The 23621-nt window shown below is 37.5% G+C and carries 24 protein-coding genes; 6 read left to right on the forward strand and 18 right to left on the reverse strand.

Features of this window, described 5'->3' with window-relative positions; translation table 11 throughout:
* Positions 1-8: 8 nt before the first annotated feature.
* The 14 genes from MMY79_RS12535 to MMY79_RS12600 all read right to left on the reverse strand — a co-directional run bounded on the left by MMY79_RS12535 (position 9) and on the right by MMY79_RS12600 (position 12891).
* Positions 9-824: a putative hydro-lyase gene (locus MMY79_RS12535; RefSeq protein WP_252608992.1), complete on the reverse strand. Its 816-nt coding sequence runs from the start codon at positions 822-824 to the stop codon at positions 9-11.
* Between the two features lie 2 nt (positions 825-826).
* Positions 827-1591 (reverse strand): 5-oxoprolinase subunit PxpA, encoded by a 765-nt coding sequence (locus MMY79_RS12540; RefSeq protein WP_252608994.1) that lies wholly within the window; start codon positions 1589-1591, stop codon positions 827-829.
* Positions 1592-1625: 34 nt separating this feature from the next.
* A complete protein-coding gene (locus MMY79_RS12545; RefSeq protein ID WP_252608996.1) occupies positions 1626-2879 on the reverse strand; it encodes an NRAMP family divalent metal transporter in 1254 nt (417 codons plus the stop codon).
* Between the two features lie 340 nt (positions 2880-3219).
* Positions 3220-4131 (reverse strand): LysR family transcriptional regulator MumR, encoded by a 912-nt coding sequence (mumR, locus tag MMY79_RS12550; RefSeq protein WP_005303905.1) that lies wholly within the window; start codon positions 4129-4131, stop codon positions 3220-3222.
* 127 nt (positions 4132-4258) lie between these two features.
* Positions 4259-5056, reverse strand: coding sequence for an SDR family NAD(P)-dependent oxidoreductase (locus tag MMY79_RS12555; protein WP_252608998.1), 798 nt, complete (start codon positions 5054-5056; stop codon positions 4259-4261).
* Positions 5057-5148: 92 nt separating this feature from the next.
* A complete protein-coding gene (locus MMY79_RS12560) occupies positions 5149-6093 on the reverse strand; it encodes a DUF4424 family protein (RefSeq protein WP_252609000.1) in 945 nt (314 codons plus the stop codon).
* Between the two features lie 123 nt (positions 6094-6216).
* Complete coding sequence (locus tag MMY79_RS12565; RefSeq protein ID WP_252609002.1) at positions 6217-6561, reverse strand: hypothetical protein; 345 nt, start codon at positions 6559-6561, stop codon at positions 6217-6219.
* A 308-nt stretch (positions 6562-6869) separates the two neighbouring features.
* Positions 6870-7328, reverse strand: a complete 459-nt coding sequence (locus MMY79_RS12570) for a hypothetical protein (protein WP_252609004.1) — start codon at positions 7326-7328, stop codon at positions 6870-6872.
* Between the two features lie 252 nt (positions 7329-7580).
* Positions 7581-7775 carry a hypothetical protein gene (locus MMY79_RS12575; RefSeq protein ID WP_252613523.1) on the reverse strand — a complete coding sequence of 65 codons (195 nt, stop codon included), beginning with the start codon at positions 7773-7775 and terminating at the stop codon, positions 7581-7583.
* Between the two features lie 322 nt (positions 7776-8097).
* Positions 8098-8415, reverse strand: a complete 318-nt coding sequence (locus tag MMY79_RS12580) for a hypothetical protein (protein ID WP_005041709.1) — start codon at positions 8413-8415, stop codon at positions 8098-8100.
* Positions 8416-8556: 141 nt separating this feature from the next.
* A complete protein-coding gene (locus MMY79_RS12585; protein ID WP_252609006.1) occupies positions 8557-9261 on the reverse strand; it encodes a hypothetical protein in 705 nt (234 codons plus the stop codon).
* Between the two features lie 284 nt (positions 9262-9545).
* Positions 9546-10841, reverse strand: coding sequence for a serine hydrolase (locus tag MMY79_RS12590; protein WP_252609008.1), 1296 nt, complete (start codon positions 10839-10841; stop codon positions 9546-9548).
* A 12-nt stretch (positions 10842-10853) separates the two neighbouring features.
* Positions 10854-12020, reverse strand: a complete 1167-nt coding sequence (locus MMY79_RS12595) for a carbohydrate porin (RefSeq protein WP_252609010.1) — start codon at positions 12018-12020, stop codon at positions 10854-10856.
* 316 nt (positions 12021-12336) lie between these two features.
* Positions 12337-12891: a TetR/AcrR family transcriptional regulator gene (locus MMY79_RS12600; protein ID WP_252613525.1), complete on the reverse strand. Its 555-nt coding sequence runs from the start codon at positions 12889-12891 to the stop codon at positions 12337-12339.
* Between the two features lie 696 nt (positions 12892-13587).
* On the opposite strand from MMY79_RS12600, the gene MMY79_RS12605 reads away from it, so the two are divergent.
* On the forward strand, positions 13588-14346 hold the full coding sequence (locus MMY79_RS12605; protein ID WP_252609012.1) for an HD domain-containing protein: 759 nt from the start codon (positions 13588-13590) through the stop codon (positions 14344-14346).
* A 90-nt stretch (positions 14347-14436) separates the two neighbouring features.
* On the opposite strand, the gene MMY79_RS12610 is transcribed toward MMY79_RS12605, so the two are convergent.
* On the reverse strand, positions 14437-15447 hold the full coding sequence (locus MMY79_RS12610; protein ID WP_252609014.1) for an MBL fold metallo-hydrolase: 1011 nt from the start codon (positions 15445-15447) through the stop codon (positions 14437-14439).
* A 286-nt stretch (positions 15448-15733) separates the two neighbouring features.
* Here MMY79_RS12610 and MMY79_RS12615 point away from each other — a divergent pair, with 286 nt between their 5' ends.
* Complete coding sequence (locus MMY79_RS12615) at positions 15734-16354, forward strand: NUDIX hydrolase (RefSeq protein ID WP_252609016.1); 621 nt, start codon at positions 15734-15736, stop codon at positions 16352-16354.
* Between the two features lie 67 nt (positions 16355-16421).
* Here MMY79_RS12615 and MMY79_RS12620 read toward each other — a convergent pair whose 3' ends face one another.
* A complete protein-coding gene (locus tag MMY79_RS12620) occupies positions 16422-17585 on the reverse strand; it encodes an MFS transporter (RefSeq protein ID WP_252609018.1) in 1164 nt (387 codons plus the stop codon).
* Entirely contained in the window at positions 17582-18772 is a 1191-nt protein-coding gene (locus tag MMY79_RS12625) for a serine hydrolase domain-containing protein (protein ID WP_252609020.1), read from the reverse strand. Before MMY79_RS12625 ends, MMY79_RS12620 begins: the two co-directional genes overlap by 4 nt.
* 117 nt (positions 18773-18889) lie before the next feature.
* On the opposite strand from MMY79_RS12625, the gene MMY79_RS12630 reads away from it, so the two are divergent.
* A complete protein-coding gene (locus MMY79_RS12630; protein ID WP_252609022.1) occupies positions 18890-19777 on the forward strand; it encodes a LysR family transcriptional regulator in 888 nt (295 codons plus the stop codon).
* Positions 19778-19897: 120 nt separating this feature from the next.
* Here the strand turns inward: MMY79_RS12630 and MMY79_RS12635 are convergent, their stop codons facing one another.
* Positions 19898-20497 (reverse strand): TetR/AcrR family transcriptional regulator, encoded by a 600-nt coding sequence (locus MMY79_RS12635; RefSeq protein ID WP_252609024.1) that lies wholly within the window; start codon positions 20495-20497, stop codon positions 19898-19900.
* A gap of 180 nt (positions 20498-20677) precedes the next feature.
* Here MMY79_RS12635 and MMY79_RS12640 point away from each other — a divergent pair, with 180 nt between their 5' ends.
* Genes MMY79_RS12640 through MMY79_RS12650 form a run of 3 tightly spaced genes read left to right on the forward strand, consistent with a single transcriptional unit; the run spans position 20678 to position 23535 of the window.
* Positions 20678-21730 (forward strand): sugar phosphate isomerase/epimerase family protein, encoded by a 1053-nt coding sequence (locus MMY79_RS12640; protein ID WP_252609026.1) that lies wholly within the window; start codon positions 20678-20680, stop codon positions 21728-21730.
* Between the two features lie 7 nt (positions 21731-21737).
* Positions 21738-22637 carry an alpha/beta hydrolase gene (locus tag MMY79_RS12645; protein WP_252609028.1) on the forward strand — a complete coding sequence of 300 codons (900 nt, stop codon included), beginning with the start codon at positions 21738-21740 and terminating at the stop codon, positions 22635-22637.
* Positions 22621-23535, forward strand: coding sequence for an alpha/beta hydrolase (locus MMY79_RS12650; protein WP_252609030.1), 915 nt, complete (start codon positions 22621-22623; stop codon positions 23533-23535). Before MMY79_RS12645 ends, MMY79_RS12650 begins: the two co-directional genes overlap by 17 nt.
* Positions 23536-23621: the final 86 nt, after the last annotated feature.

Here is a 23621-nt window from a genome sequence, read left to right on the forward strand (position 1 = left end):
TAGTCCAATTAGCCAATCCAAGCACGGTCAGGAATGTCGGTAATAAACATGTGACCTGGTGCATGACTAATTGCAAAAGGAATTTTCGAGTTCATAACGGCGGCTTGTGGTGTTACACCACATGCCCAAAACACTGGAATTTCACCCGCCTCAATACGTGAAGCATCACCAAAGTCAGGCTTGTTTACATCCGAAATTCCTAAGCTTTCAGGGTGCCCAATATGTACAGGTGCACCATGCACGCTTGGCATACGCGATGTAATTTTTACTGCTTCACTAATTTGATGCGATGGAATTGGTCGCATAGAAACCACCATGTTTCCTGAAATACGCCCTGCCGGTTGGCACTGAATATTGCTCAGATACATCGGTACATTGGTATCGTCACGAATATGGCGAACTTCAATGCCCGCTTCTTGCAAAGCGGTTTCAAAAGAAAAACTACAGCCAATCAAGAAAGTCACCAAATCAGGATGGGCATTATAAATCTCGCTCGCATCGGTCACTTCATCGACCATTTCGCCATCTTTCCAAATGCGATAACGCGGAAAGTCAGTTCGAATATCAGAATCTGCCGCAAGCTTAGTTGCATAGATGCCTTCTTCGAGCACATCAAGTACTGGGCAGCTTTGCGGATTACGATGCGCATAGAGTAAAAAGTCATATGCCCACTCTATTGGCACCGAAATCATGTTGACCTGCGTCATACCCGCAGCCATCCCTGCTGTCGGTTTATCAAAACCTGCACGGATTTTTAAACGCGCATCTAAAGCGGCTTCAAGCTGAGCTGGGTCGACTTTAATATCCTTATACATTGTGCTCATCCTTATGCTTTGTTTACAAATGGGCGAATTTCAATATTGTTTTTTACAAGCTCGGCTTTAATGGCTGCCGACATCTCTAGCGCACCGTCTGTGTCGCCATGTAAACAAATGGTGTCGGCTTGAATTGGCGTAAAGACACCGTCAATTGACTCTACCCCACCATTTTTAAGCATTGAAACCACACGGCTCGCAACAAATGCCGAGTCGTGTAAAACCGCACCGTCTAGACGACGAGACACCAGTGAACCATCACTGTTATAAGCGCGGTCTGCAAATGCTTCAGATACCACTTTTAAGCCAGCCGCACGTGCCTGCTCTACTAAGTTAGACCCCGCCAAAGCCACTAAAACCAATTCAGGGTTATACATTTTAATCGCATCAATCACGGCTGCTGCCTGAGCTTGGTCATGTGCAATGGTGTTGTAGAGGGCGCCATGCGGTTTAACGTATTGCACTTTTGAACCTGCCACTTTAGCCAAGCCATCGAGTGCAGAAATTTGGTAAAGCACATCGGCAATAAGCTCGTCACGTGACAAATCCATATTACGGCGGCCAAAGCCTACAAGGTCTGGATAAGACACGTGAGCACCAACGGTCACACCAAGCTCAACTGCTTTACGAACCGTTTTTAAAATACCGAGCGGGTCGCCAGCATGGAAACCACAAGCAATATTGGCACTGGTCACGACAGGTAAAATCTGATCATCATTACCCATTTTCCATGAGCCAAAGCTTTCACCCAAATCACTATTTAAATCTACAAACATGGCATTATTCCTTTATCACTTAACAAAGTCTGGCTTAAAGCTTGGTCAAATAGTTAAACACTGTCGTAAACGACATATAGCCCATCCACCACGTCAACAGACATGTTAATCCACCCAAAATAAGCAACCATTTTGGATAGTTGTAATTACCCATTAAATCTTTACGGCATGCAGCAACATACACAAAAATTGTAAGGCCAATTGGCAACACCAATCCGTTAAAACCACCTACAAAAATGAGCAGACCTGCTGGAGTTGCACCCAATAACACATAGAGCAATAAAGCCAATGCAATGAAGGTAATGGTCGTATAGTTGTTTTGTTTTGGTGTTAAATTCTTTTTAAACACATTAAAGAACGACACTGAAGTATATGCTGCGCCAATGGTGCTACTAATACCTGCTGCCCAGAAAATTAAACCGAATAATTTAAAACCAAATGTACCCGCTGCATATTGGAATGCTTGAGCTGCTGGATTGGCGTCATGGCTGGCTAAATCAATATTTGCACCGCTTACCACCACACCTAAAAACGCTAAAAACAACACGTAGCGCATGATGCCGACAACAATAATACCCTTGGTCGCAGCTTTAGCAACTTCATCAATATTTTCAGGGCCAACAGCACCTTTATCGAGTAAACGGTGTGCGCCCGCGTAGCAGATATAACCACCAACTGTACCGCCGACAATGGTCGTAATAATGGCAAAGTCGATCTGATCTGGAGCAAAAGTTTGATGTACAGCTTGACCAACAGGAGGCATTACAATGACAGCAACAATAATGATCAGTAGGATTTTAAGCAATCCCAACACGATCATGCTTTTATCCATGGCAAGCGTTGCTTTTCTTGATGCAAAAATCAAAATGGCTAATGCACCACTTAAAATACCGCCCCACTTTGTGTCTAGACCAAAAAGTGCATTTAGACCTAAAGCTGCACCTGCAATGTTACCGACACTAAAGAAAAAACCACCCAAAATCACCAGAAACGCCAGTAAATAACCACTACCCGGTAATGCTTTATTGGCAATGTCTGATGCACGCATTTGAGTAAGTGTGACCACTCGCCAAATATTTTGTTGAACTACATAATCAATCAGAATGGAAACTAAAATTGCGAAGCCGAATGCTGCACCTAACTTGACTGTAAATACAGCAGTTTGGGTTAAAAATCCTGGCCCCATTGCAGAGGTCGCCATCATAAAGATTGAGGCTACAATGGCCCATTGGCGATCTGATAAAAAAGAAGATTTCAGTAAAGACATATTAATGCGTTCCTCATCCATTTGAGCTTAACAACGCTATTTTCAGGTTGAACCAAGAACATCATTTTTCCCAAACAATATTCTTTAATCCTTTAAAATGACAAAGATTCCCTGTTCCCCAATCGACACAATCGGCGATCAAATCTTGTATCTAAAATAAAAACATAGCTAAACCCTACGGACAATAAGACTTTTTACATAAAATTAAAAATTCAAGCATTTGATTTTAAATGGTTTATATTTAATTAAAAAAGCAGGATAAGTTTTACTTATCGAACTACATAAGCTGCTTTTATGACTTTGCATGCAAGCAGCTTATTTAAAATAAGAAAAAATATTTTATTAAAAATAAAAATATCGCTTATTTTTGGATTTTCTCATTAAGGCTTTTCATGGCACTTTCCGACACCCTAACGGCAACTTCAGTTAGTTTTTCTTTCAAGGCAACATCATTCCCTTGAATGTAGATTGAAGTGAAATGAAACGTCTTTAATTGAATGGGTGTATTTAATATTTCTAATCGGCCATCGGTAATTTCTTTTAAAGCAGTTAAGGTTGGCACTACAGCAATACCTAAGCCCTGCTCGGCTAAACGCAATAAAGTCGCTAATGAATAACTGGTAATTGAGAGTGGTTCATCAATTCCTTGTTCTTTCATTCTGGCTTTCAATTCTTTATAGGGATAGGTAATTTTAGGATAAGTTAAAATGGTGTGTGACATTAAAGTTTTAAAAGACATTTGAGCTACACCACCTTTAAATGAAGGTGAAGCCAAGAAACTCAGTTCAAAATCACACAATGCCTGTTCAATACACTCAAAAGCCAGCGTTGGCCCAAGCAAAAAAGCCATGTCTAGGTCACCTGTCCGAACGCCCTCTTGTAAGTTCGGTGTCAGGTCTACCACAATTTCTACTGAAATTTTTGGGAACTCTTGTTGAACCTTTTCGATATATTCAACCAGCCACGTATACACAATAGTTTCAGAAACACCTAAACGAATGGTGCCAGTCAGGTGCTGGTTTTCAGTCAATTCAGCCACCAGATCTGTTTCTAGGCGCATAAATTTTTCGGCATACTTAAATAAAGTTAAGCCTTTATGTGTCGGTTTAAACTGCCGATAGTTTCGATCTAAAACTTTAAAGCCCAATTCATTTTCAAGAGATGTGATTTTTTGAGATACTGCAGGCTGGGTAGTTTGCAATTTAGTCGCAGCCTTATTGAAGCTATTTAAAGTCACAACCCAATAAAATGCTTCAAGATTCTTTAAATTCACGTTTCATCCTGTCTTAAAAAACTCCTCTACTTTTATAGTATGTGAGTTCTTAGCGTGATTAGGCTAGCCATTTATTCATTTTTATTTGAATCGATTTAAATCTTTATCATTACAATGAAGCGCTGTGCTAATCAACAATTGCACCTGCGGTCATGTTTACAACCGTTGCCGTCATTGAGTCCGCATGTTCCGATGCAAGAAAAGCGACAGTTTCTGCAACCTGAGAAAGTGTCGGCAACCGCTTTAACATCGTACTTTGAGCCGCACCTTCAAGCCATTGTCCTATGCTAAGCCCCATTGCCTGTGCTTTTGACTCAAATAATTCACGCGTGTAAGAACCAGCTTGAACAGCATCAACCATTGCATGTGAACGAACACCCAGTACTCGTATATTCTTAGTTCCTAGCTCACTAGCCAGTGCTTTAATAAAAGCCTCAATTCCTGCACAGCCCACAATATGGCCTAAATGACCTGGTATTGCCATCCGAGCTGAAGGTGCCACAATTGAAATGATGGTTCCGCTACGCTTACTGCCCATATAAGGCACCACAGCTTTAGATATATTAAACTGAGCTGTAAGAAATGGATTTATTCCCCCAACGAACTCATCAAGGTTTAATTCCAAAATTTCTTTGCCTTGATTATGTATAAAACTGGTCGCATTAATGACTAAATCTAGCCCACCTGTCTCTTGAGCAATTTGAGCCACGGTATTATTTATGGACTGACTGTCTAACACATCAACACTGGCCGTATGAACCACGCCCCCAAGTTGATGAAGTTGGCCCGCAATATTTTGAAGTTTATTTAAATCTCTTGCACACAAATAGACATGTGCACCTTCACGAACAAAAACCTTCGCAATTGCAGTGCCAATTGCGCCACTGCCTCCAAAGATGACGGCCACTTTTCCCTTAAGCAACATTGCGGCATCCTCTTATTATTATGTGCCATCATTAAGTTATGTCACATAATCAAGAGTGATGCAATTTCATACAGTTTAAAGTTTGTATGCGCTTATCTAACTTTGACAAAAATAATATCTAGGTCTTTTTTAGGTACAAACTTGGTTTTGGTCATTTGAAACTGAGTCGGGCTAATCTTTTTAACTGGTCCATCCCAACAAAATGAAACCAGTTCGTCTTTATCGCGCTCAATGGTTAGATTAAAGTGTTCAATCGGCTTTGCCCAATTTGCACCCGTCGTCAAAATATAACCCAAAGCACTAAACGGCGAATTTTCTGAACTGGCTTTTTTTAAGCCCTGCTTAAATTGTTTATCCATACAAAATTGCTGGTTATATTCGTCTGGGTAGAGAGCTACAGAGCCACCCACCAAAGGTTTATATTCATGCTGAATTTTAGTTAGACTATTGGCTTTAAAGGTCTGCTTCCAACTATAGATCACTTGAGATGACCACGGGATCACATCATCTTTTTTAAAATGAGCTAAAATTTTCTGTATTTTTGGTGTATTACATTGTTTTAGCTTATCTACATAATATTCATAATCATAGTTAGTACGAGTCCACGGATTAAGCATATCTTTTTCACTAAAACCACACTGCTTAAACTCATCCGTTGCATCAATTAGAGGTGATTTCTCATCTTTTTGAATAAACGTTCTGACATGCATTTCTGGTTTAATATTTTTACCATCCACCACAATCTTAAAACTTTTTAAAAGCTCTTCGGTATGAGCAAAATCAGACTCAAAAAAATTATCAATGCGTGGTAGCGGAAATAAAATCGTTTCAGTGACATCTTTATTGCTTAGGTTTTTATAGAGATAGTCGACTTTAATTCGTTTTTTACTAATAAATAGATCTTCGCTTTGCATGGCAATCTGCGAATTTTTGAGATATTGAATCCCACCTGTACCCACGTAACCCGTAGAATCATTGGCTAAGCCATAGGTCGATAGTTGAACCAAAACAGCAAAGGTTATTGCAAGCTTTTTCATTTTAAAGTGCTCTATATCATTTTTTAATTATGAAATTTCGATCTGCAATAAAGCATAACTGTTTAAACGTCGGTGTGGTTAATCTTTTAGTGACGATTCATATATCTCTTTAAAATCTACAATTTAATTAAAACTCAATTTCTGCTTCATCATCTTTTTAGGCACACTTATTTTTCCAATAAAGTTCGTTAGCCATAAAATGCACTCATCGCGGTGTTCAAAGTGAGGAATCAAACTGAGATCAATTTTTATATCTCGATCTGCTAAAGGTAAGCTCAAGCAATATTCAAAATCGATCGAATTATATTTTAACTTTAGGTCTTTTTCTTCGGCCTGCTTTTTTATTTCCGCCATAATGCGGTTAAGGTTAACAATCAAAATATTTGAAACTTGGTTGTTCTCATAGACATTTTCATAGACGTTTTCAGCAACGTCTATATATTTTATAAGCTCTGCGTTTTCATTCATCTTATTCACACTCTCTTTTTTTAAAGATTATGTACAGCCAAATGTTTAATTGCGTTACTTAGCACATTGGTTATGTGAAAAATGTATCTTTTCTTTTATCAAAAAAAGTTAAATCATTGTTATTTATTACAAAATACTAAAAATAGGCACATTTATATACATTTAATATTTTCTTAAATTTGAATTTAATTATAAGAAAACTGAGTTATGAGTAATTTTGAGACAAAAAAAACCGCCCCAGAAGGCGGTCGCTGAACTTAAAAGCAGCAGTATATAGAAGCAAGGTGGACGTTCACTTCTATATTCTTTTATGAAGGATTTTTATTGGTTTTATTAAAATCTTCAGATTTAAAATAATTAATAATCATGTCAGCATGCTCTTCTTTTGCAGGAGCAACACTTACTGGAAATGCATCTTTCGACATCTTAAAACCAGGTGGTAAAAAGTGCGAAATTGGCGGTAATTTAGGCTTTCCCCCTTCTGTGATTCGCTCGATAAAACCAGCTAACCAAAGAAGATATTCACCTTCATTTGCGAACTTCGGCATAACACTCAGATCAATTTGAACTTTGCATTCACTTAACGGCTTCGTTAAGTTTTCTTCAAAGTCGATATAGTTGAACTTGAGTTTAAACTCCGTTCCTTTAATAGCTTTTCGAATCTGACTAATTAAACAGTTAAGATTCTGAGTAATGTCATCAGTGAATAAGCTATCTTTTTTAATATTTTTATAAACCTTTTCGGCTACAGCTAGATACTTTGGCATTGACCTCTCTCTCCGTCCTATTGTTATAAAGTGCTGATCTATGAATCTTTTATGACTTTGATTATGCTTAAAGAATTGTAATTATAAGTAACTATATGAGAGTTGCTTGTAATAAATTAGAGTTTTATGTAAATCTCACCAAAAAAACCCCGAAAAAAATTATGGTTTTGATAACTCATCCACAAAATGAACACTTGAATAGAGATAATTGGAAATATTTACTTTCATATTATTTTTTACCATTTGGTAAAATCAATATGTTTTCATTTGTTTGTCCCGTCGAACCAAACCTAAAACAGCTCGACGTACTCGTATTTCTTCTTCAGAAAAAGGTAACTGTCCGATGAGTTCATGAATTGAAAGAAAGTTATTTTCTATCAAGAAGCAATCTTGCTCGGTGGTCCAAGTGGAAGTTGTTGGCTCAGTGTGTTTTAGATAGCGTTTCATATTTCCTAACAGTTTTTGCAAAGACAAGAAGCCCGCCTTTAGAGCAAGCTTATATTTCAGATTTTGAATTGATCATGATTATAGCAGTCTGTAGACTATATATTCAGTTGCTCTTGTGCTTCCCCTCATAGCGCCTTACAAGCAGGTTTTAGAGAGTACAAACGTATAGAATTTTATTTAGTAAATTTAGTTAAAAGTGCAAGAACCAGGAAGACTGCTAAAATAATAAAAACAATAAGCATAATTAAATTCTAATAAAAGTATTGAGGAAATTATAAAAGATGAAACCAAAAAAGCCCACAGTTTGTGGGCTTTCGAGTAGTTATTTTGCGGCATTTACCCCAACAATAAACTGGCTACAATTAGAGCCTTCAGATGCATTACCTAATTGCTTTTCAGAAAATTTAAATTTAGATGCAACTGACTCATAATCTTTTTTAAGGCTTTGGCCTGTTAGCTCACCAAGCTCTTTTACCTGTTCTGGTTTCAAGATGCCATGTTCAACTGCTTGATTTACCATGACACATGCTGTGGTCATTGCGTCATAACGTGCAGCAGTTTTAGAGTAACCTAGAGCGCCTATTACTCCACCAACAATTAAGCCAATAATTACCGCTAAAGTTACGTGCATTTTATTCATTTTTTAAATACCTAAAAATCTAACTAAAAGAGGAACACTTTAAGATGTTGTGTTCAAGCCCAATCAAGATAGCGGTATTTACATGATATAAAAAGTTAGATTCTGTCACATTTATTGATAGGTTTAGATGCATATAAACCATTAAGGTAAAAATGGCTTTGTTAGAAATACAAATCCGACAGAGAAAAAAGCATTATCGTGATGAGACATTTGATTGCCATAGCTTGCATCTAATTGCACAAGGTCCTTATAGATCATGTATTTGAAACCTGCTTGATAAAAGGCGCTATTTCGGTCATTACCATATACTTCGGTTGTGAGTGTTAATGGGGCAGCAAGTTGTGCTTCGGTTCCAATACCCCATGTGGTCTGGTTTCTATGCGTAGTATTTTCACGTAGCCAGCCAATATTGGTATGGATTAAAAATTTATCATCCAACGTAGAAACACTTAATGGAACATTAACCGTCCAATCTTTCTTTGAAGAATCATTAATATTCATTTGAGTACCAAAAGAAAAGCCGATTCCCCACCCATTAGTCTCTAAGGGTTTTAATAAGGTTTTACCTTGAAAAGTTGCATAGCTGACGTGCTCGGTATCATCGTTTACTCTTCCCATCCCTACCGCAAATTCAAAATTTCCACCAAAATTACAGGCTGGCATTGCCCAATATTCTTTGCTGTCAGGATTATGCTGCATCCATGTTTCTAGTTGACAGGTTTTTGGAGAAACAAGAGCCGCATCGTCAACAACCATTGGTCGTCCACTATGGCTAGCGTTAGATAATGCGAATAAACAGAAACCAGAAATAAGTGAGCGTTTCTTTAAAGTAAATAACACTGGCATCACTCCCATAAGTTATGGAGCACATGCAAGTACTGCAACCCGTCATAATTAAATCATGGGCTAATAATAGAAATGAAAAGATGAAAATAAAAAACCTCTTCTTGCATCCACAAAAAGAGGTCTGTCAGGACTTCAGTGGATACTTAGACTATTACCGATCGACTACTGTCACTCGAGCAAGTACTCACATTGAAGCTCCTAAAAATTTGTTGGGCGGATTCTAAAATTACCTTTGTTAAATATCAAGTTAAAATTTAATGACAATCTAAGCTATAGAAAATCACTTATTTTTGCTGGGTAAGATGCTGAGTTACCGCATTAAAAAATAAGCTTTTTTCATTATCAAGCTGAGCTGAAGGCATTGCAGTTTCCCATGTACTCCATTGCATCATCACAATCTTATCTTTAGGGTTAATGGCTAGCATTTGTCCAAAGATGCCCAGCCCCCAGAAAGTTGCATCAGAATTTTGAGTCGTTAATGGTGAACCTTTTTTGGCATGTGAATTCCACCATTGAAAACCATATATCCCGTTTGGATAATTTTCAGATACCGAACCTTTCGCTTGATTCCATTCAGTTGCTTGTGTAGTCCAACCTTCGGGTAGCATTTTGTCTCCATTAGAAACGCGCCCATCATTCAATATAAATTGTCCGAAACGTGCGTAATCACGTAAAGTTGCATTAAACCCATGGCCACCCATGTCAACTTGATTGCGGGTATAAGACTGCCAAACACCTTCTCTCTCCATACCGACCCGTTTCCAGACATTGTCTTCGAGATATTTAGCAATATTTTCATGTGTTGCGGCTTCTAAGACTTTACCCACCAGATATGCACCACCTGTGCTATATGACCATACCGTTCCTGGTTCATATTTAGATTTCAAATTTTTCACATTTTTATAGACACAAGCATCTGGATCCTTAGCAGCCTCACAATAGGTCATTTTTGCAAAATCTGAATTTGGATCTTTATAGTTTTCATTCCACTCAACACCTGAGGTGTGTTGTAACAGTTGTTTTAATGATACTTTTTCCCAAGCAGTTTCTTTCAAATCAGGTAAATATTGAATGATGGGATCATCTACCGATTTGATTTTACCTTGTTGAATAGCAACTCCAATCAGTGTTGCCACAATAGATTTTGCAACTGAACGTGAAGTCCATAAAGTTGTTTCATTATTGCCTTGTCCGTAGTATTCGTAAGCAACTTTGCCATCTTTTAATATAATTAGACCTGCCACACTTTGGTTTTTTAAGTAATCATTTAAATTATAGTTTTTCCCATCTACCGAGTAATGGATATCCTTATTTTTTATGCTGTTCTTTAATTTTGGTAGCGCAAGTATGTTCTTCTTATCAGGGTGAAAAACACTGCCATCATAACTGCGGAAGGTATTTCGAAAGCCAACGACCCTTTGTTGTTGTGTCCATGTCAACATATCATGTGGATCAGGTAATTTTTTATCTACTGTAGTTGGACAGTCTTTTAGTTCTAACTGCTGACAGCTATATTCAGCACAAGCGACACTACTGACGAATAGACCTGTGAACAATAGGCTCATTTTTGTAATCTTCATCTCTTTTTTCCCTTAGTAGAGCTTAATTTGAGTGACTAAACCCACAATCACATTATTGTTGAAGGTTTTTCCTGTAGAGCGGTAGTAGTTATCTGGGTTCCAGATATATTGTACGAATGGGCTTAGGGTTAGGCGTTTGTAATTAATATCGGTATCTAAAGAAAGAAAAGAGGTTGTTTTATTATTATTACCATTAATTTTCTCTGTCATTAAAACATAATCATCATTGAGCTGAGACTGACCAAACTTCACACCTAAATGATTTTTCCCTTGATTAATCTTATAGCTTAACCCAAGTTCCCAATAATTTTTATAAGGTTGGTTTTTCTCATCAATATATGAGTAAGCACCAAATACAGTTGGGATATTCTGATTATTAAAATCATGATTAAATCTAAAGTTTAAACCATCTGTACCATTATATTTTTCTTGAGTATATGCATTACGATATTCAGAATTATTATAAAAATATAACAACTCTGCTTTACTATTTTTATCTTTATATCCGACACCATACACTTGGGTGAAACCTAGTTGATGATGAAAGGAAAAATCTAATCCTTTTTTCTTATAGACATAATCATCTGTGTTTACCTCAAAAACTCCCGCATGCATATAGATATTGTTTGATAAATTATATTTGGCGTAACCACCCCAATAAGCATAGTTGGTAGGCAATGAACCCATTGCTCCTTTAATCGGGTCAGTACACAACAGAATATTTTGACAATTGTTATAGAGGAAATACCGTCTTAGGTTAGTACGCCCAACGGAAGTATAGAGTTTCTTATCATTCCAGTACTTATCCCAAGTCAGCAAACTGAGTTGAGATGAAGCCAAATCATTGGCAGCAATTGCACCACCGATATAACTTCCAACTCCTCCAAACCAATTGTTTGAGGTATTTAGTTGTGCATCATCATTTAACCCATTAAATACATATTGTGCTTTTAAAATACCTAAATCATAATTTTCGTTCGCCAATTTAATTTCAGTATTTAAAAACAAGCCTGCTGAATTAGTAAAATTATCATCTACAGCACTTTCTTGGCTATACATCGCTAAATCAATAAAATTAGCTGTGAACTTAAAATTATCTTTTAGGCTAACTTCTGCATTTGCACTTATGCTATATAAAAGCACGAGTGTACCTATACATCCTTGTTTAGATATATACATAGAATCCTTTCCTTTAAATATAATTAATCACTTTCCAAGTTTTATATTTTTATAATTAAAAACTTGGCTTAATGATTATTTCTAGCTCAATATAATATTTATTAACTCTAATAGCTTTTGAATCTCCTCCACCACAAATTAATAAATTATATTTAATAAATATCGATAACTTTAGGCCTATTCATTTATTCCGCCCATATTTGATAAATCTGATTTCAACATATTTAAATTGGTCTGACTTGTACACTAATGACATGAATCTTGTCTAAAAATGACATATAACCCTTAAATACTTAGGCTATTAAATAATCAAAAATTACCCAAACCCCAGCAAAAAATACTCAAGCAACCGCTTTCTTTCATCTGGTTTATTGGGGTCTAAAAGCTGAACCATTGCTCCATCAATCACAAACAAAAACATGTGTGCATCTTGTTTTGAAGCATTTTCATTCGTTGTTAAAAGCAGTTTATAGATTTCATTAATAAACCAATTTCGGTAGTCAACGACCACCTGATAGGCCTTTGGATGTGTTTTCGCAATTTCAAAAATAGCTTTAAAAGGCAAATGATAAAGCCTGTCTAAATCGGCATGTAAAAAGTAAAGCTTGCGCAGTTTTTCAACTAGGGTTAATTCTTTTTGAATATGAATGATTGAAATCACTTCTTGTTTAAGACCATCTGTTTGAAAGGTTAAGCTCATTTGAATTAGCCTTTCTTTTGAGTGAAAGTAGTTATAAAAAGTCGCTTTTGGGATTTTCGCCGACTCAACAATTCGGTCTACCCCGACATTGTGAAAGCCGTATTTATTAAAAAGATAGCGGGAAGTGTGCAGTACGCTTAAAGCACGAAATGGGAGATCTATATGTGGCATAGTTTTACCGTTATAAAAAATTATTGTTGTATATAAATAAGATATAAAAACCGCTGCCGCTTTTTGGGAGAAAAAAGGCATAGCAAAGCCTATAAAGACTGTGCTTGGCACATCTCAAGTTTTATTGTTGATTAAGTTTTTAGGCGCAGTGGATTAAAGTCTGAAAAGCCGAATAGCTATCAAACTGCTCTAAAAGTTTATGTTGTGTCGTTATAGCTTTTGGCAAAGGCTGCCAAGAAATAATGAATGTGCAAAGCCAACTCCTTTTTATTGGGAGTTCTGCCAAAACATTAAAATTATGGTGGCAGAACGAAAGGGGTTCGCAGACTGGTCAAACGAGGCCAGCACACCCGAAGGTGTCCCCCTCCGTTCCGCCATAGAGGGGGCACGAGGGCTCAACACTAAAAGTATGAAACTTTTAATGCTCGTTTGATTCGGTCTGCGACAACCGACTGGCAATGTGGCCAGCAGGCAAAGGATAGTGCCCAACCTTTTTACAGTCAAGCACGCAAAATGACATTTGTTTTAAATTAGATCATTAAAAAAGCAAGGCTAAATAATGAGGAAGTTATTGTTAAATTGGGGTTTACAAAATGTCTATCAATCAAAGCTCTATCGATGTCTTAAAAGAGAAAACTTGCAAAAAATCATCTATGATAATATTTTAGAGTAATTACTCTAAAATGAGATCTAATAATGAAAACTAAAAGAATTGGTTCGTATCACTGGATGCAAGCTACCAATGGTCAGCTCAGCTTCAAAGAGAAAATTAAGTTAATTCAAAAAATTATGCTGCCAAGTGTTATGGCTTCTATAAAAATAAATTACTTTCGATTCAAAACTTCTCATGATTTTGATATCGATCAGATCGTAATACCAGATACTCAAATGGTTAAAGTCGCGCTTGATGAGCTCGAAGCTAAAGCAAATATATCTATCTACAATCATTCATGGCGAACCTATTTCTGGGGTGCTGCCCTAGGCAATATACAAAAACAGCAATTTGACCATGAATCACTTTTAATAGCCTCACTTTTTCATGATATTGGCTTAACTGAGCAACATATTCATAGTAAAGGTTGTAATTGTTTTACCTATGAGAGCGCCAAACAATTTGAGCTAAAGGCTAAAGAACATAGCTTTGATGAAAAGAAAAGTGAAGTTATTAGAGATGCTATCTGCTTACATATGAACGGCTATATAGATCATTCTGATCCAGCTGAAATTACGCTATTACAGCAAGGCGCATCCTGTGATGTGATTAGTGATGGTCTATATAAACTCCCCCTATCATTTAGAAATGAAATTTTAGAAAAATACCCTAGAAAACAATTTAATAAAGAATTTATTGAGCTTATTGATTTAGAGAGAAAAAGTGTCCCAAATTCACGAACTGCTTTATTATCTGAACTTGGTTTACCGCTTATGATTAAATCAAATTTTTTTAAAGAGTAGAAATATTAATATTTATAAAGTACTTACACCAAATATTGAAACATCCCAAGTTGGAATTAAAAAATCCCTCATACGAGGGATTTCCTTTAATCAATTTTGTTTGATAGGTTCAAATTGTCGAATATTCGGATCATATGCTACTCGTGTAACTCCCTTGTCATTAATAACGAAGCTCATTAGATCCTGTCCTAATAAGAATTTACCTGTATAGTTTTCGCTAACTCTCGAAAGAATTTCTTTCTCACTAGCTCTACCAATATTGCCTTTACTGTATAAAGAAATATGTGAAATTACGGCATCTTTAGGTTTGGTTTCGTTGAGTACTTGCCCTAATTTCTCAGTATTCGCAAGATATGAATAGAAGTGTTGTACATAATCTGGATAAGCTTTTTCAAGTTCACGACTACCAATCGATAAACTATGAACCAATAAATCAACACCTTTCGCTTGTTTAACTAAATTTGAGGAATAAGTTGTATCACCAGATAATACAACTGCATGTCCAGCATAATCTACACGGAATCCATAAGCTGGCTCAACATGACCATGATCTACCAGAAAAGCGGTGACCTTTACCCCATCTTTATCATAAACAACACCACCTTTTTGCGGTAAAAAGTGATCACTAATTTTAGTAGCTGGTTCGTTTGTTTCCCCACCTTTTAAGCGAATTTCATTATTGGCGGTGAAAGCTTTCTCAATTCCACGTGCAAAATTGTCTATTCCAACAGGCCCATAAATTGAAATTGGAGCTTTACTACGCCCATCATCAGTCGGTAATGGAGCTGATGCATACAGATCGGGGAAGCCCGTTAAATGATCTGAGTGCATGTGCGTAAAGAAAATAGAATTAATATCTCTTAAAGGAACTTGGATTTGGTGAAGGCGAATAACCGCACCTCGTCCTACATCGAATAATAATTTTTGATTACCAGCCTCAACTAAAGTACTCATACCGAATCTATTAATATTAACAATCGGAGTTCCTGTTCCGAGTAGAGTGACTTTCATTTCACCCTCAGGTGCGGCATTAACAGTATTCATTCCCATGAATATAGTTGTACATAAACCAATTGCTAAACGAAAACTTCCATTTTTCATAGTTATATCCATCTGTGAGGTAATTGAGTTATCGATAATTACAGTCGATAAGCAATTTATAATATGGGTTAAGTATTTTTTATATCCGCATATTCCAAGTTTGTATCCAATATGAATTAAATGATTTCCCCCTTAGAGAGCTATCACACAAACCTTATACTCACATTGATTATCGAAAACATCTTAAGACTTCACATGAAATCTCAGTTAACAACTGTTTAATAGTGCTTCGAATGAGTATGCCTTACCATAGCTAAAAGATATAAACTTGAAGGCATACATTGCAATGAATGACTCAGTTAAGTGGTTAGAAACTTTAAATAAAATTACTGGTATTGCTCAAACAGGTTTGCATTACTCAAAAGATGTTTATGACAAAGAACGTTATGAACAACTCTTAGGTCATATTGAATATTTATTAGAATTAAAAGAAATCAAAACAGAAAATTTTATTAATAATGTGCTCCAAGATGTAGGTTATGCTACTCCAAAACTAGATGTTAGAGCAGTTGTTTTTAAAGAAAATAAATTATTATTAGCAAAAGAAATTGGAGATGGGCGATGGTCTGTTCCGGGTGGATGGGCTGACGTAGGTTACTCAGCATCGGAAAATGCTGAAAAAGAAGTTATAGAAGAGACAGGTCTACGAGTTAAGGCGATTAAGTTATTGGCTTTAACAGATAGAACTAAGCACCCACATCCTCCAATGTTTTTACATGTGTATAAGGCTTTCTTCTGGTGTGAAATTATTGATGGTGAACTGACACCAAGTATTGAAACACCCGAAGTTGGATTCTTTGGTAGAGATGAGTTACCGCCTATTTCTACAGCACGTGTAACAGAAGAACAAATACAGCAATTCTTTGATTATTTAGAGTCAATACCAGACGTTACTAAGTTTGATTAATTAAAAATTCAATGTAAGGCAGATCTCTTATATTTGGAGTTCTGCTTTCATAATGAAATATATCGTTTTAGCGAAACCCATATTGCTTCGCCCGCCAAACGACAATAAATGTAATCGATAACAATATTAAAAGTATTAGAGGGAAAGAACTCACCCCGAAACTACTGAGTAAAAAGCCACCAATAATTCCCCCACCAGCAATCGCGATATTCCAAACAGTCACTAATATCGATTGAGCAATATCAGCCATATCATTTGTTGTTTTCGCCAAGGCAGTTTGAAATAATGTCGCAGCGCCACCAAACGCAATGCCCCAAATTGCAATTGCCACATAAACAGGAATCGCATAACTCCCCATAACAGCAAGTAAAAGAGCGGAAAAGCCAAATAATATGATGCTAGTAAGTGTTAATAATCGTGAATGTTGGTCAATCAACACACCTGTAATGAAGATACTGAATAATGATAAACAGCCGAATATGAGTAAAATAATGTCCGTATTTTTAGCTAAGTCAGCAAGTGTTAAAAACGGAGCGATGTAGGTATATAGCAGATTATGGGCAAGCACAAAGCTTAGAACCGTAAATAATATGGGTCTGACACCGGGTAAAATGAACACCTGTTTTAAAGAGATGTGTTTATCTTTAGCCTGCCCCGTAAAGTCAGGTAGTGTGAGACTTCCCCACACCACTAAAATAATTGCAAAAATACTCATAACACCAAAAGCCATTCGCCAACCGAACAGTTGACCAAGGTAAGTCCCTGCTGGCACACCTAGAGACAAAGCTAATGGTGTTCCTAACATTGCTATCGCGATCGCACGCCCTTTTAAGTGTTCTGACGCCATTCGCGTTGCATATCCAGCGAGCAACGCCCAAAGTAAGCCCGCCGAAACACCTGCCAAAAATCGGGCAACCATTATTAAAAGATAACTGGTAGATAACGTTGTAATTAAATTTGTGAGAGCAAAACCCGCTAGAGCAATGAGTAACAGAGGTTTACGTCGAATACTTTGAGTCGCATCCATTAATGGAATGGCTGTTAATAACGAACCAATTGCATATATCGTGATTGTTTGTCCCGCTAAGGATTCAGAGATATTTAAACCTAAAGCTAATTGAGGTAATAGCCCCGCAGGTAAAGCTTCTGTCAAGATCGTAACAAACGCTCCCATAGCGAGAATGAGTAAAGGAACAATAGGCAACCGATCATTTGAATGTGAGCTGCTCATTCGACAACTCCTATCGCTTTATAAACTGCATCACGTAAGTCTGTAACAAACTTTCCAGACATGCCTTCATAAAGCGTGTTTGTAAATGCAATCACAGTCAGATTATGTTTTTTATCAACAAACCATGAATGACCGTAGGCTCCTCCCCAACGCCATGTCCCTTCTGACTCTGGTGATAGTGCTTGCTGAGCGTTTCTGAGTACTGAAAATCCGAGACCAAAACCAAAGCCCGGCGCATTTGGTAACTCATAACCACCCGTTTGGTCTTTTGTCATTTCATCAATTAATTCAGGGGGTAAAAATAATGAGTCTCCCTGACGAAGAGCTTCTAATAAGCTAAAAAAATCCTCAACGGTTCCGGCCATTCCTGCGCCACCTGAGAAAAATGCTTGCGAATTAAAAATACGGCGAGGACTAAAATTAATTCCCACACATCCTTCAAATGGTGAAACAACCTCTTCTTCTAATAAAACATGCGGTTCAGGGCTATCACTTACATAAGCAGTTGCTACATGTTGATTATCTGGTACAGCGAAACCAGTGTTGTTCATTTTCAATCGATCAGTGACTAATTCTTTAACTGCTTGATCTAAAGGCTTGCCATATACTTTTTCAATTAATGCGCCTAATACATCGATTGCCAAAGAATATCCCCATCCTTTCCCTGGTTCATAGAGTAAAGGTACGTTAGCAATTCGACGTACATTTTCTTCTAAACTAATATTGGATGAATCCATGCCATCAGATACACCTACCTGCGAATATGCGCCACCGTTATCTGGTTCAAGAAACCGATAGCCCAAGCCTGCCGTATGACTAAGAAGTTGACGTAGAGTAATTGGAACAAACTTTCCATTTTCTAATTTAGGCTGAAAAAATGGCAATTGGTGGTGAATGGCTTCATCTAAATTCAGTTTATTTTGCGCAACTAAAACTAAAGCAGCCGTTGAAACAATGACCTTACTTACTGACGCTAAGCGAAAGACAGTGTCCATAGTCATAGATATTGATTGTTCTCGGTTAGATAGCCCTAATGCTTCATGGTGTATAACTGTCCCATCTTGAGCCACAATAACCGCAGCGCCGACTAACTGGTTATTGGCTATAGCTTTTTGAACTACATTTTGAACGAGGCTTAAAGAGATCGATGGTACGCCGTTATTTGATACAGACTCTTTAGAAATCATAGTCAAAATCTTCTTTTCATATTCGAGATTTATATACTAGGAAGACTCCTATTAAAGAAAAAGTCAGTTATAGTTCCTTGCTATACGGAAGTTTTGTTCCGTAATAAGGAGAAAAGAATGGATAGCCTGAATGGATTTACCGTATTCGTTAAAATCGCTGAGACTGGAAGTATTGTGGCAGCGGGGCGTTCATTAGGAATCTCAGCTTCTGCTGTTGGTAAAAGCTTGATTCGCCTTGAAGAAAAAATTGGTGTACGACTTTTTCATCGTAATACACGTAGTATTAATCTGACTGCTGAAGGAATATTATTTTTAGAGCGTAGTCGACGCATACTGGCTGAAATTGAAGCAGCGGAAATGGAATTATCGCAAGCGATCAAATCTCCCAAAGGACGGTTACGTGTAAGTTTACCCTTAGTGAGTTCACTGGTATTACCTGTACTGGGTGACTTTATGCAGGAATATCCAGAAATAGAATTAGACCTTGATTTTGCAGACCGCTTGGTCGATGTGATTGAAGAAGGATTTGATGCTGTTGTTCGGACAGGTACTCCAACAGATTCACGCTTAAAAGCCTTGAAACTGGGGACTTTCAAACAATTACTGGTTGCCTCTCCAGCGTATTTGATTCAACGTGGAACTCCGATAATACCTGCTGACTTATTAGAACACTCTTGTTTACATTATCGATTTTCTCATAGCGGCAAACTTGAGAAATGGCCCTTAAAAACAACTGAAAACGAGCCGGACCTACAACTGCCGATATCAATGATTTGTAATAATATTGAGACACGAGTTTGTTTTGCACTAAAAGGTCGAGGAATTGCTTGCCTACCTGACTTTTCTATTAAAGAATTGTTGAGTACCAACCAACTAGTTCAAGTATTACCCGAGTTTACAGATGGAACTGGCGTATTTAATGTACTCTGGCCTGCAAGTAAACATCCCTCTCCGAAAGTTCGAGCATTTGTTAATTTCTTATCTGAACGTATGTTTGAAAAATAAAGAATGTAATGTGCTAGAAAGATTGTTGTAGACACAATCTTCGTTTTAATTTCAAAAATAATAAACTTTATGTTTTAAGCATTACATGACGATTTCCATTAATTAAAAAATCCGAATCAATTAAATGCTTACAACATATTGATCTAGATTTTTTAATGCAAAATGAATCACTTGAGACAGCTCTTCTTTGGTATACCCATCTCTTGCTTGAATAGATAGCCCATGGAGAACGAGCGCGTAATATTGCCCTAAAGTTTTAGGGTCTGCATCTGCGACCAATTGACCATCTAATTTTGCTTGAACAAATCGTTCGACCAGACTTTGGCCCCGCGCAATACGCTGTGCTTTCATCCATTCCAAAACAGCTTGATTTTCTTCACCTAGCACGCTCGCTGCTGACACGACCATGCACCCATATGAATGGTTGGTTTGCGTGTAAAGCGCTAGTGCATCTTGAAATAATTGGTTTATTGCATCCTTAATATTTTTTTGCTTTAAAGCGGTTAGAGCGAAATTACCTTCGTTGTTTTCATAGTGATTTACAGCCTCTCTAAACAAGGCTTCTTTTGAGCCAAATGCTTTATAAATTCGAGCTGAGGCAATCCCCAAAACTTCAACTAAATCTGACATTGATGTGCCTTCATAGCCATGAAGCCAGAAAAAATCTCTCGCTTTTACGAGGGCTTCTTCTCGATCAAACTCTCTTGGTCTGCCAGCCATAATGACCCTTTATCAAATTTAGTACCTCTTTTTATTATTATTCGAAAAAAATATTTTCACAAATAAATCAATGAGATTTATTCAAAATACTCTCATTTTGTTTTGATTTTCAAATAAAAAGTTGTTTTTATCAAAAATTAAGCCTATTGTTTGCTGATCGACAACTAATTATATTTTATTATGAAAACCATCAAAGGTCCTAGTATTCATCTTGCTCAATTTAGCGATGATGTTTTCCCTTTTAACCGCCTAGACGATATTGCTGCTTGGGTATCAGGCCAAGGCTTTGAAGCGGTACAACTTCCTGCTTGGGATAAGCGTTTATTTGATGTCAATTTGGCAGCAGAAAGCCAAGATTATTGCGATGAAATATTAGGTACTTTAAACAATCATGGTTTAAAAATTAGTGAGTTAACGACTCATATTTTTGGGCAGTTAATGGCTGTTCACCCTGCTTATGATTCAATGTGCGATAACTTCGCCCCATCTCATTTACATGGCAATTCAACAGCTAGAACCGAGTGGGCAAAGCAACAAATGCTCGCGTCAATTCAAGCCTCTGCCCGCTTAGGCCTTAAAGACATGGGGACATTTTCTGGCTCGCTAGCATGGCCTTATGTATTTCCATTTCCTCAAAGACCGTCTGGACTCATCGAAACGGCGTTTGATGAATTAGCGCGTCGTTGGCTTCCGATTTTGAATGCTTGTGATGAACAAGATGTCAACCTTTGCTATGAAATTCACCCCGGTGAAGATTTGCATGACGGCATTACATTTGAAATGTTTTTAGAGCGAACCCACAACCACCCACGTTGCCATATTCTTTTTGACCCAAGCCATTTTGTTTTGCAGCAACTGAACTATGTGGAATATATCGATATCTATAAAGATTTCATTCGCATGTTTCATGTTAAAGATGCCGAATTTAATCCAACGGGCCGCCAAGGAATGTATAGCGGCTATCAAAGCTGGGGAAATCGAGCGGGTCGATTCCGTTCTACGGGTGATGGTCAAGTTGACTTTAAAGCAATTTTTTCAAAGTTAGCGCATTACGACTACGAAGGCTGGGCCACATTAGAGTGGGAATGTTGCCTCAAAAATAAAGACGATGGTGCACGCGAAGGCGCCGAATTCATTAAGCAAAATATTATTCATGTCACCGATAAAGTGTTTGATGACTTTGCTGCTGCCCCTGTGAATCAGACTCAAATTAATCAGTTATTAGGTATTTAAGCTCAATATGAAAACTCACCTATTAAATGAAAAATCGCATAACGAATTCCACCATTCTTATATTCACATCGAGAGCAAAAAACTACATTACGTGACCTTAGGGGAAGGCCCAGTTGTATTACTGATTCCGGGCTGGCCGCAAACATGGTACGCGTGGCACAAAGTCATGATTGAATTGGCACAACAAGGTTATCAAGCCATCGCTGTTGATTTACCCGGAACTGGAAATTCAGCTCCACTGGATGGAAGTTACGATACGGGTAGCATCGCCAAAATTTTATCAATGCTCATGACTCAACTTGAAAATCCAACTTATTCGGTTGTAGGTCATGACATTGGTATGTGGGTTGCCTATGCACTTGCATCTGATTTTCCTGAATCAGTCACTCGTCTTGCGGTCACAGAGGCTGTGATTCCCGGTTTAGCACCCGCACCTCCTATTTTTGTTGAGCCGAGTGAAAACATTTTTCTTTGGCATTTCATGTTTAATCAGACCCAAGATTTACCTGAGGCTTTAATCACAGGCCGCGAAGATACTTATTTAAATTATATGTTTGATAAATGGTCATGGCACAGAGATAAAGTTGCGGCTGAAACTTATATTGAAGCCTATAAAGTTCCGGGTCGTTTAACAGCAGGTTTTAATTATTACCGATCTATTCCAGAGACCATTCGTCAAAATAAAATCAGAGAAACTAAAAGTTTAAACATGCCAGTTTTAGCAATAGGCGCTGAACATGCTACGGATAATGCACCTTATGAAACCATGAAAAAGGTTTCACCACATTTAACCAGTGCGATTGTCAAAGACTGCGGTCATTTCATTATGGAAGAACAGTCAGAAATATTTAGCTCACTCATTTTAGATTTCTTGCAGCAGGAAAAAAGCCATGCCTCTACTTGCTGAAATTGAAAGCTGGCTTAAATCTAAACCAGCCCCACAAAATGTAAACTCGTTACAAGCGTTAAGAGAACATGTAAATAAAGACATTATTGATCAGCAAGGTATTCAGCATGATGCAAACTATCAACAAAGTTTTAATGTTGAGGTTTCAGATGGCACCGAAATTGAGGTTCGTGTTTATGTTCCCTATTCTCTAGAAAACGCTGAGCAACAACCTGCTTTGGTTTTTGCTCATGGTGGAGGTTGGTGCCTTGGAAGTTTAGACGCATGGGACCGCACTTGTCGGTTATTAGCAGAATCCATTCAGCACGTTGTATTTTCTGTGGACTATCGCTTGGCTCCAGAGTTTAAGTTTCCAACACCTTTAAATGATTTTTTTACGGTATTTCGCTATATCCATTCGAATGCTTCACTATTTGGAATTGATCAAAACCGCGTGTCTGTAGGTGGTGATAGTGCGGGCGCAAATATAGCTGCCGCCGCATGTCTAATGGCAAAACAACACCCAGAAATTAAGGTGAGCCATCAACTTCTTTTCTACCCAGCCTTAGATGCCACGATGAGTAGTAATTCTTATCGCCAATATGCCGAAGGTTATGGTTTGGAATCATCCACAATGGTTTATTGCTGGAATCAATATGTGCAAGATGAAAATGAAAAACACAATGAATTTGTAAGTCCGTTACTCGCTCAGTCTTTAGATGGACTGCCGGATGCAACTATTTTTGTTTGTGAATATGACCCTGTTCGTGATGATGGCGAAAGATATGCTCAAAAACTGTGGGATGCGGGTATTCAAGTAAACTTCCATTTGCTAGAAGGAATGATTCACGGCGCGATTCACATGCTGGCAATTAGCCCCGAAAAAGTAAAATCGATCTATCATAAAGCTCAGATATAGATAGATCTGTTTTATTATTCAAACATATTGCTTAGTTTGGCCACTCTTTAAAATTGTTTAATTACTCTTTTGGAGTGGCCCAGCTT

It is taken from the genome of Acinetobacter sp. XS-4 (assembly GCF_023920705.1).
In the GTDB taxonomy this organism is placed as follows: domain Bacteria; phylum Pseudomonadota; class Gammaproteobacteria; order Pseudomonadales; family Moraxellaceae; genus Acinetobacter.

Excerpts from the sequence above, each read along its gene's own strand:
- MMY79_RS12535 (WP_252608992.1), bottom strand. The coding sequence starts at position 824 with ATGAGCACAATGTATAAGGATATTAAAGTCGACCCAGCTCAGCTTGAA.
- MMY79_RS12540 (WP_252608994.1), bottom strand. The coding sequence starts at position 1,591 with ATGTTTGTAGATTTAAATAGTGATTTGGGTGAAAGCTTTGGCTCATGG.
- MMY79_RS12545 (WP_252608996.1), bottom strand. The coding sequence starts at position 2,879 with ATGGATGAGGAACGCATTAATATGTCTTTACTGAAATCTTCTTTTTTA.
- MMY79_RS12555 (WP_252608998.1), bottom strand. The coding sequence starts at position 5,056 with ATGTTGCTTAAGGGAAAAGTGGCCGTCATCTTTGGAGGCAGTGGCGCA.
- MMY79_RS12560 (WP_252609000.1), bottom strand. The coding sequence starts at position 6,093 with ATGAAAAAGCTTGCAATAACCTTTGCTGTTTTGGTTCAACTATCGACC.
- MMY79_RS12565 (WP_252609002.1), bottom strand. The coding sequence starts at position 6,561 with ATGAATGAAAACGCAGAGCTTATAAAATATATAGACGTTGCTGAAAAC.
- MMY79_RS12570 (WP_252609004.1), bottom strand. The coding sequence starts at position 7,328 with ATGCCAAAGTATCTAGCTGTAGCCGAAAAGGTTTATAAAAATATTAAA.
- MMY79_RS12575 (WP_252613523.1), bottom strand. The coding sequence starts at position 7,775 with ATGAAACGCTATCTAAAACACACTGAGCCAACAACTTCCACTTGGACC.
- MMY79_RS12580 (WP_005041709.1), bottom strand. The coding sequence starts at position 8,415 with ATGAATAAAATGCACGTAACTTTAGCGGTAATTATTGGCTTAATTGTT.
- MMY79_RS12585 (WP_252609006.1), bottom strand. The coding sequence starts at position 9,261 with ATGCCAGTGTTATTTACTTTAAAGAAACGCTCACTTATTTCTGGTTTC.
- MMY79_RS12590 (WP_252609008.1), bottom strand. The coding sequence starts at position 10,841 with ATGAAGATTACAAAAATGAGCCTATTGTTCACAGGTCTATTCGTCAGT.
- MMY79_RS12595 (WP_252609010.1), bottom strand. The coding sequence starts at position 12,020 with ATGTATATATCTAAACAAGGATGTATAGGTACACTCGTGCTTTTATAT.
- MMY79_RS12600 (WP_252613525.1), bottom strand. The coding sequence starts at position 12,891 with ATGCCACATATAGATCTCCCATTTCGTGCTTTAAGCGTACTGCACACT.
- MMY79_RS12605 (WP_252609012.1), top strand. The coding sequence starts at position 13,588 with ATGAAAACTAAAAGAATTGGTTCGTATCACTGGATGCAAGCTACCAAT.
- MMY79_RS12610 (WP_252609014.1), bottom strand. The coding sequence starts at position 15,447 with ATGAAAAATGGAAGTTTTCGTTTAGCAATTGGTTTATGTACAACTATA.
- MMY79_RS12615 (WP_252609016.1), top strand. The coding sequence starts at position 15,734 with ATGAATGACTCAGTTAAGTGGTTAGAAACTTTAAATAAAATTACTGGT.
- MMY79_RS12620 (WP_252609018.1), bottom strand. The coding sequence starts at position 17,585 with ATGAGCAGCTCACATTCAAATGATCGGTTGCCTATTGTTCCTTTACTC.
- MMY79_RS12625 (WP_252609020.1), bottom strand. The coding sequence starts at position 18,772 with ATGATTTCTAAAGAGTCTGTATCAAATAACGGCGTACCATCGATCTCT.
- MMY79_RS12630 (WP_252609022.1), top strand. The coding sequence starts at position 18,890 with ATGGATAGCCTGAATGGATTTACCGTATTCGTTAAAATCGCTGAGACT.
- MMY79_RS12635 (WP_252609024.1), bottom strand. The coding sequence starts at position 20,497 with ATGGCTGGCAGACCAAGAGAGTTTGATCGAGAAGAAGCCCTCGTAAAA.
- MMY79_RS12640 (WP_252609026.1), top strand. The coding sequence starts at position 20,678 with ATGAAAACCATCAAAGGTCCTAGTATTCATCTTGCTCAATTTAGCGAT.
- MMY79_RS12645 (WP_252609028.1), top strand. The coding sequence starts at position 21,738 with ATGAAAACTCACCTATTAAATGAAAAATCGCATAACGAATTCCACCAT.
- MMY79_RS12650 (WP_252609030.1), top strand. The coding sequence starts at position 22,621 with ATGCCTCTACTTGCTGAAATTGAAAGCTGGCTTAAATCTAAACCAGCC.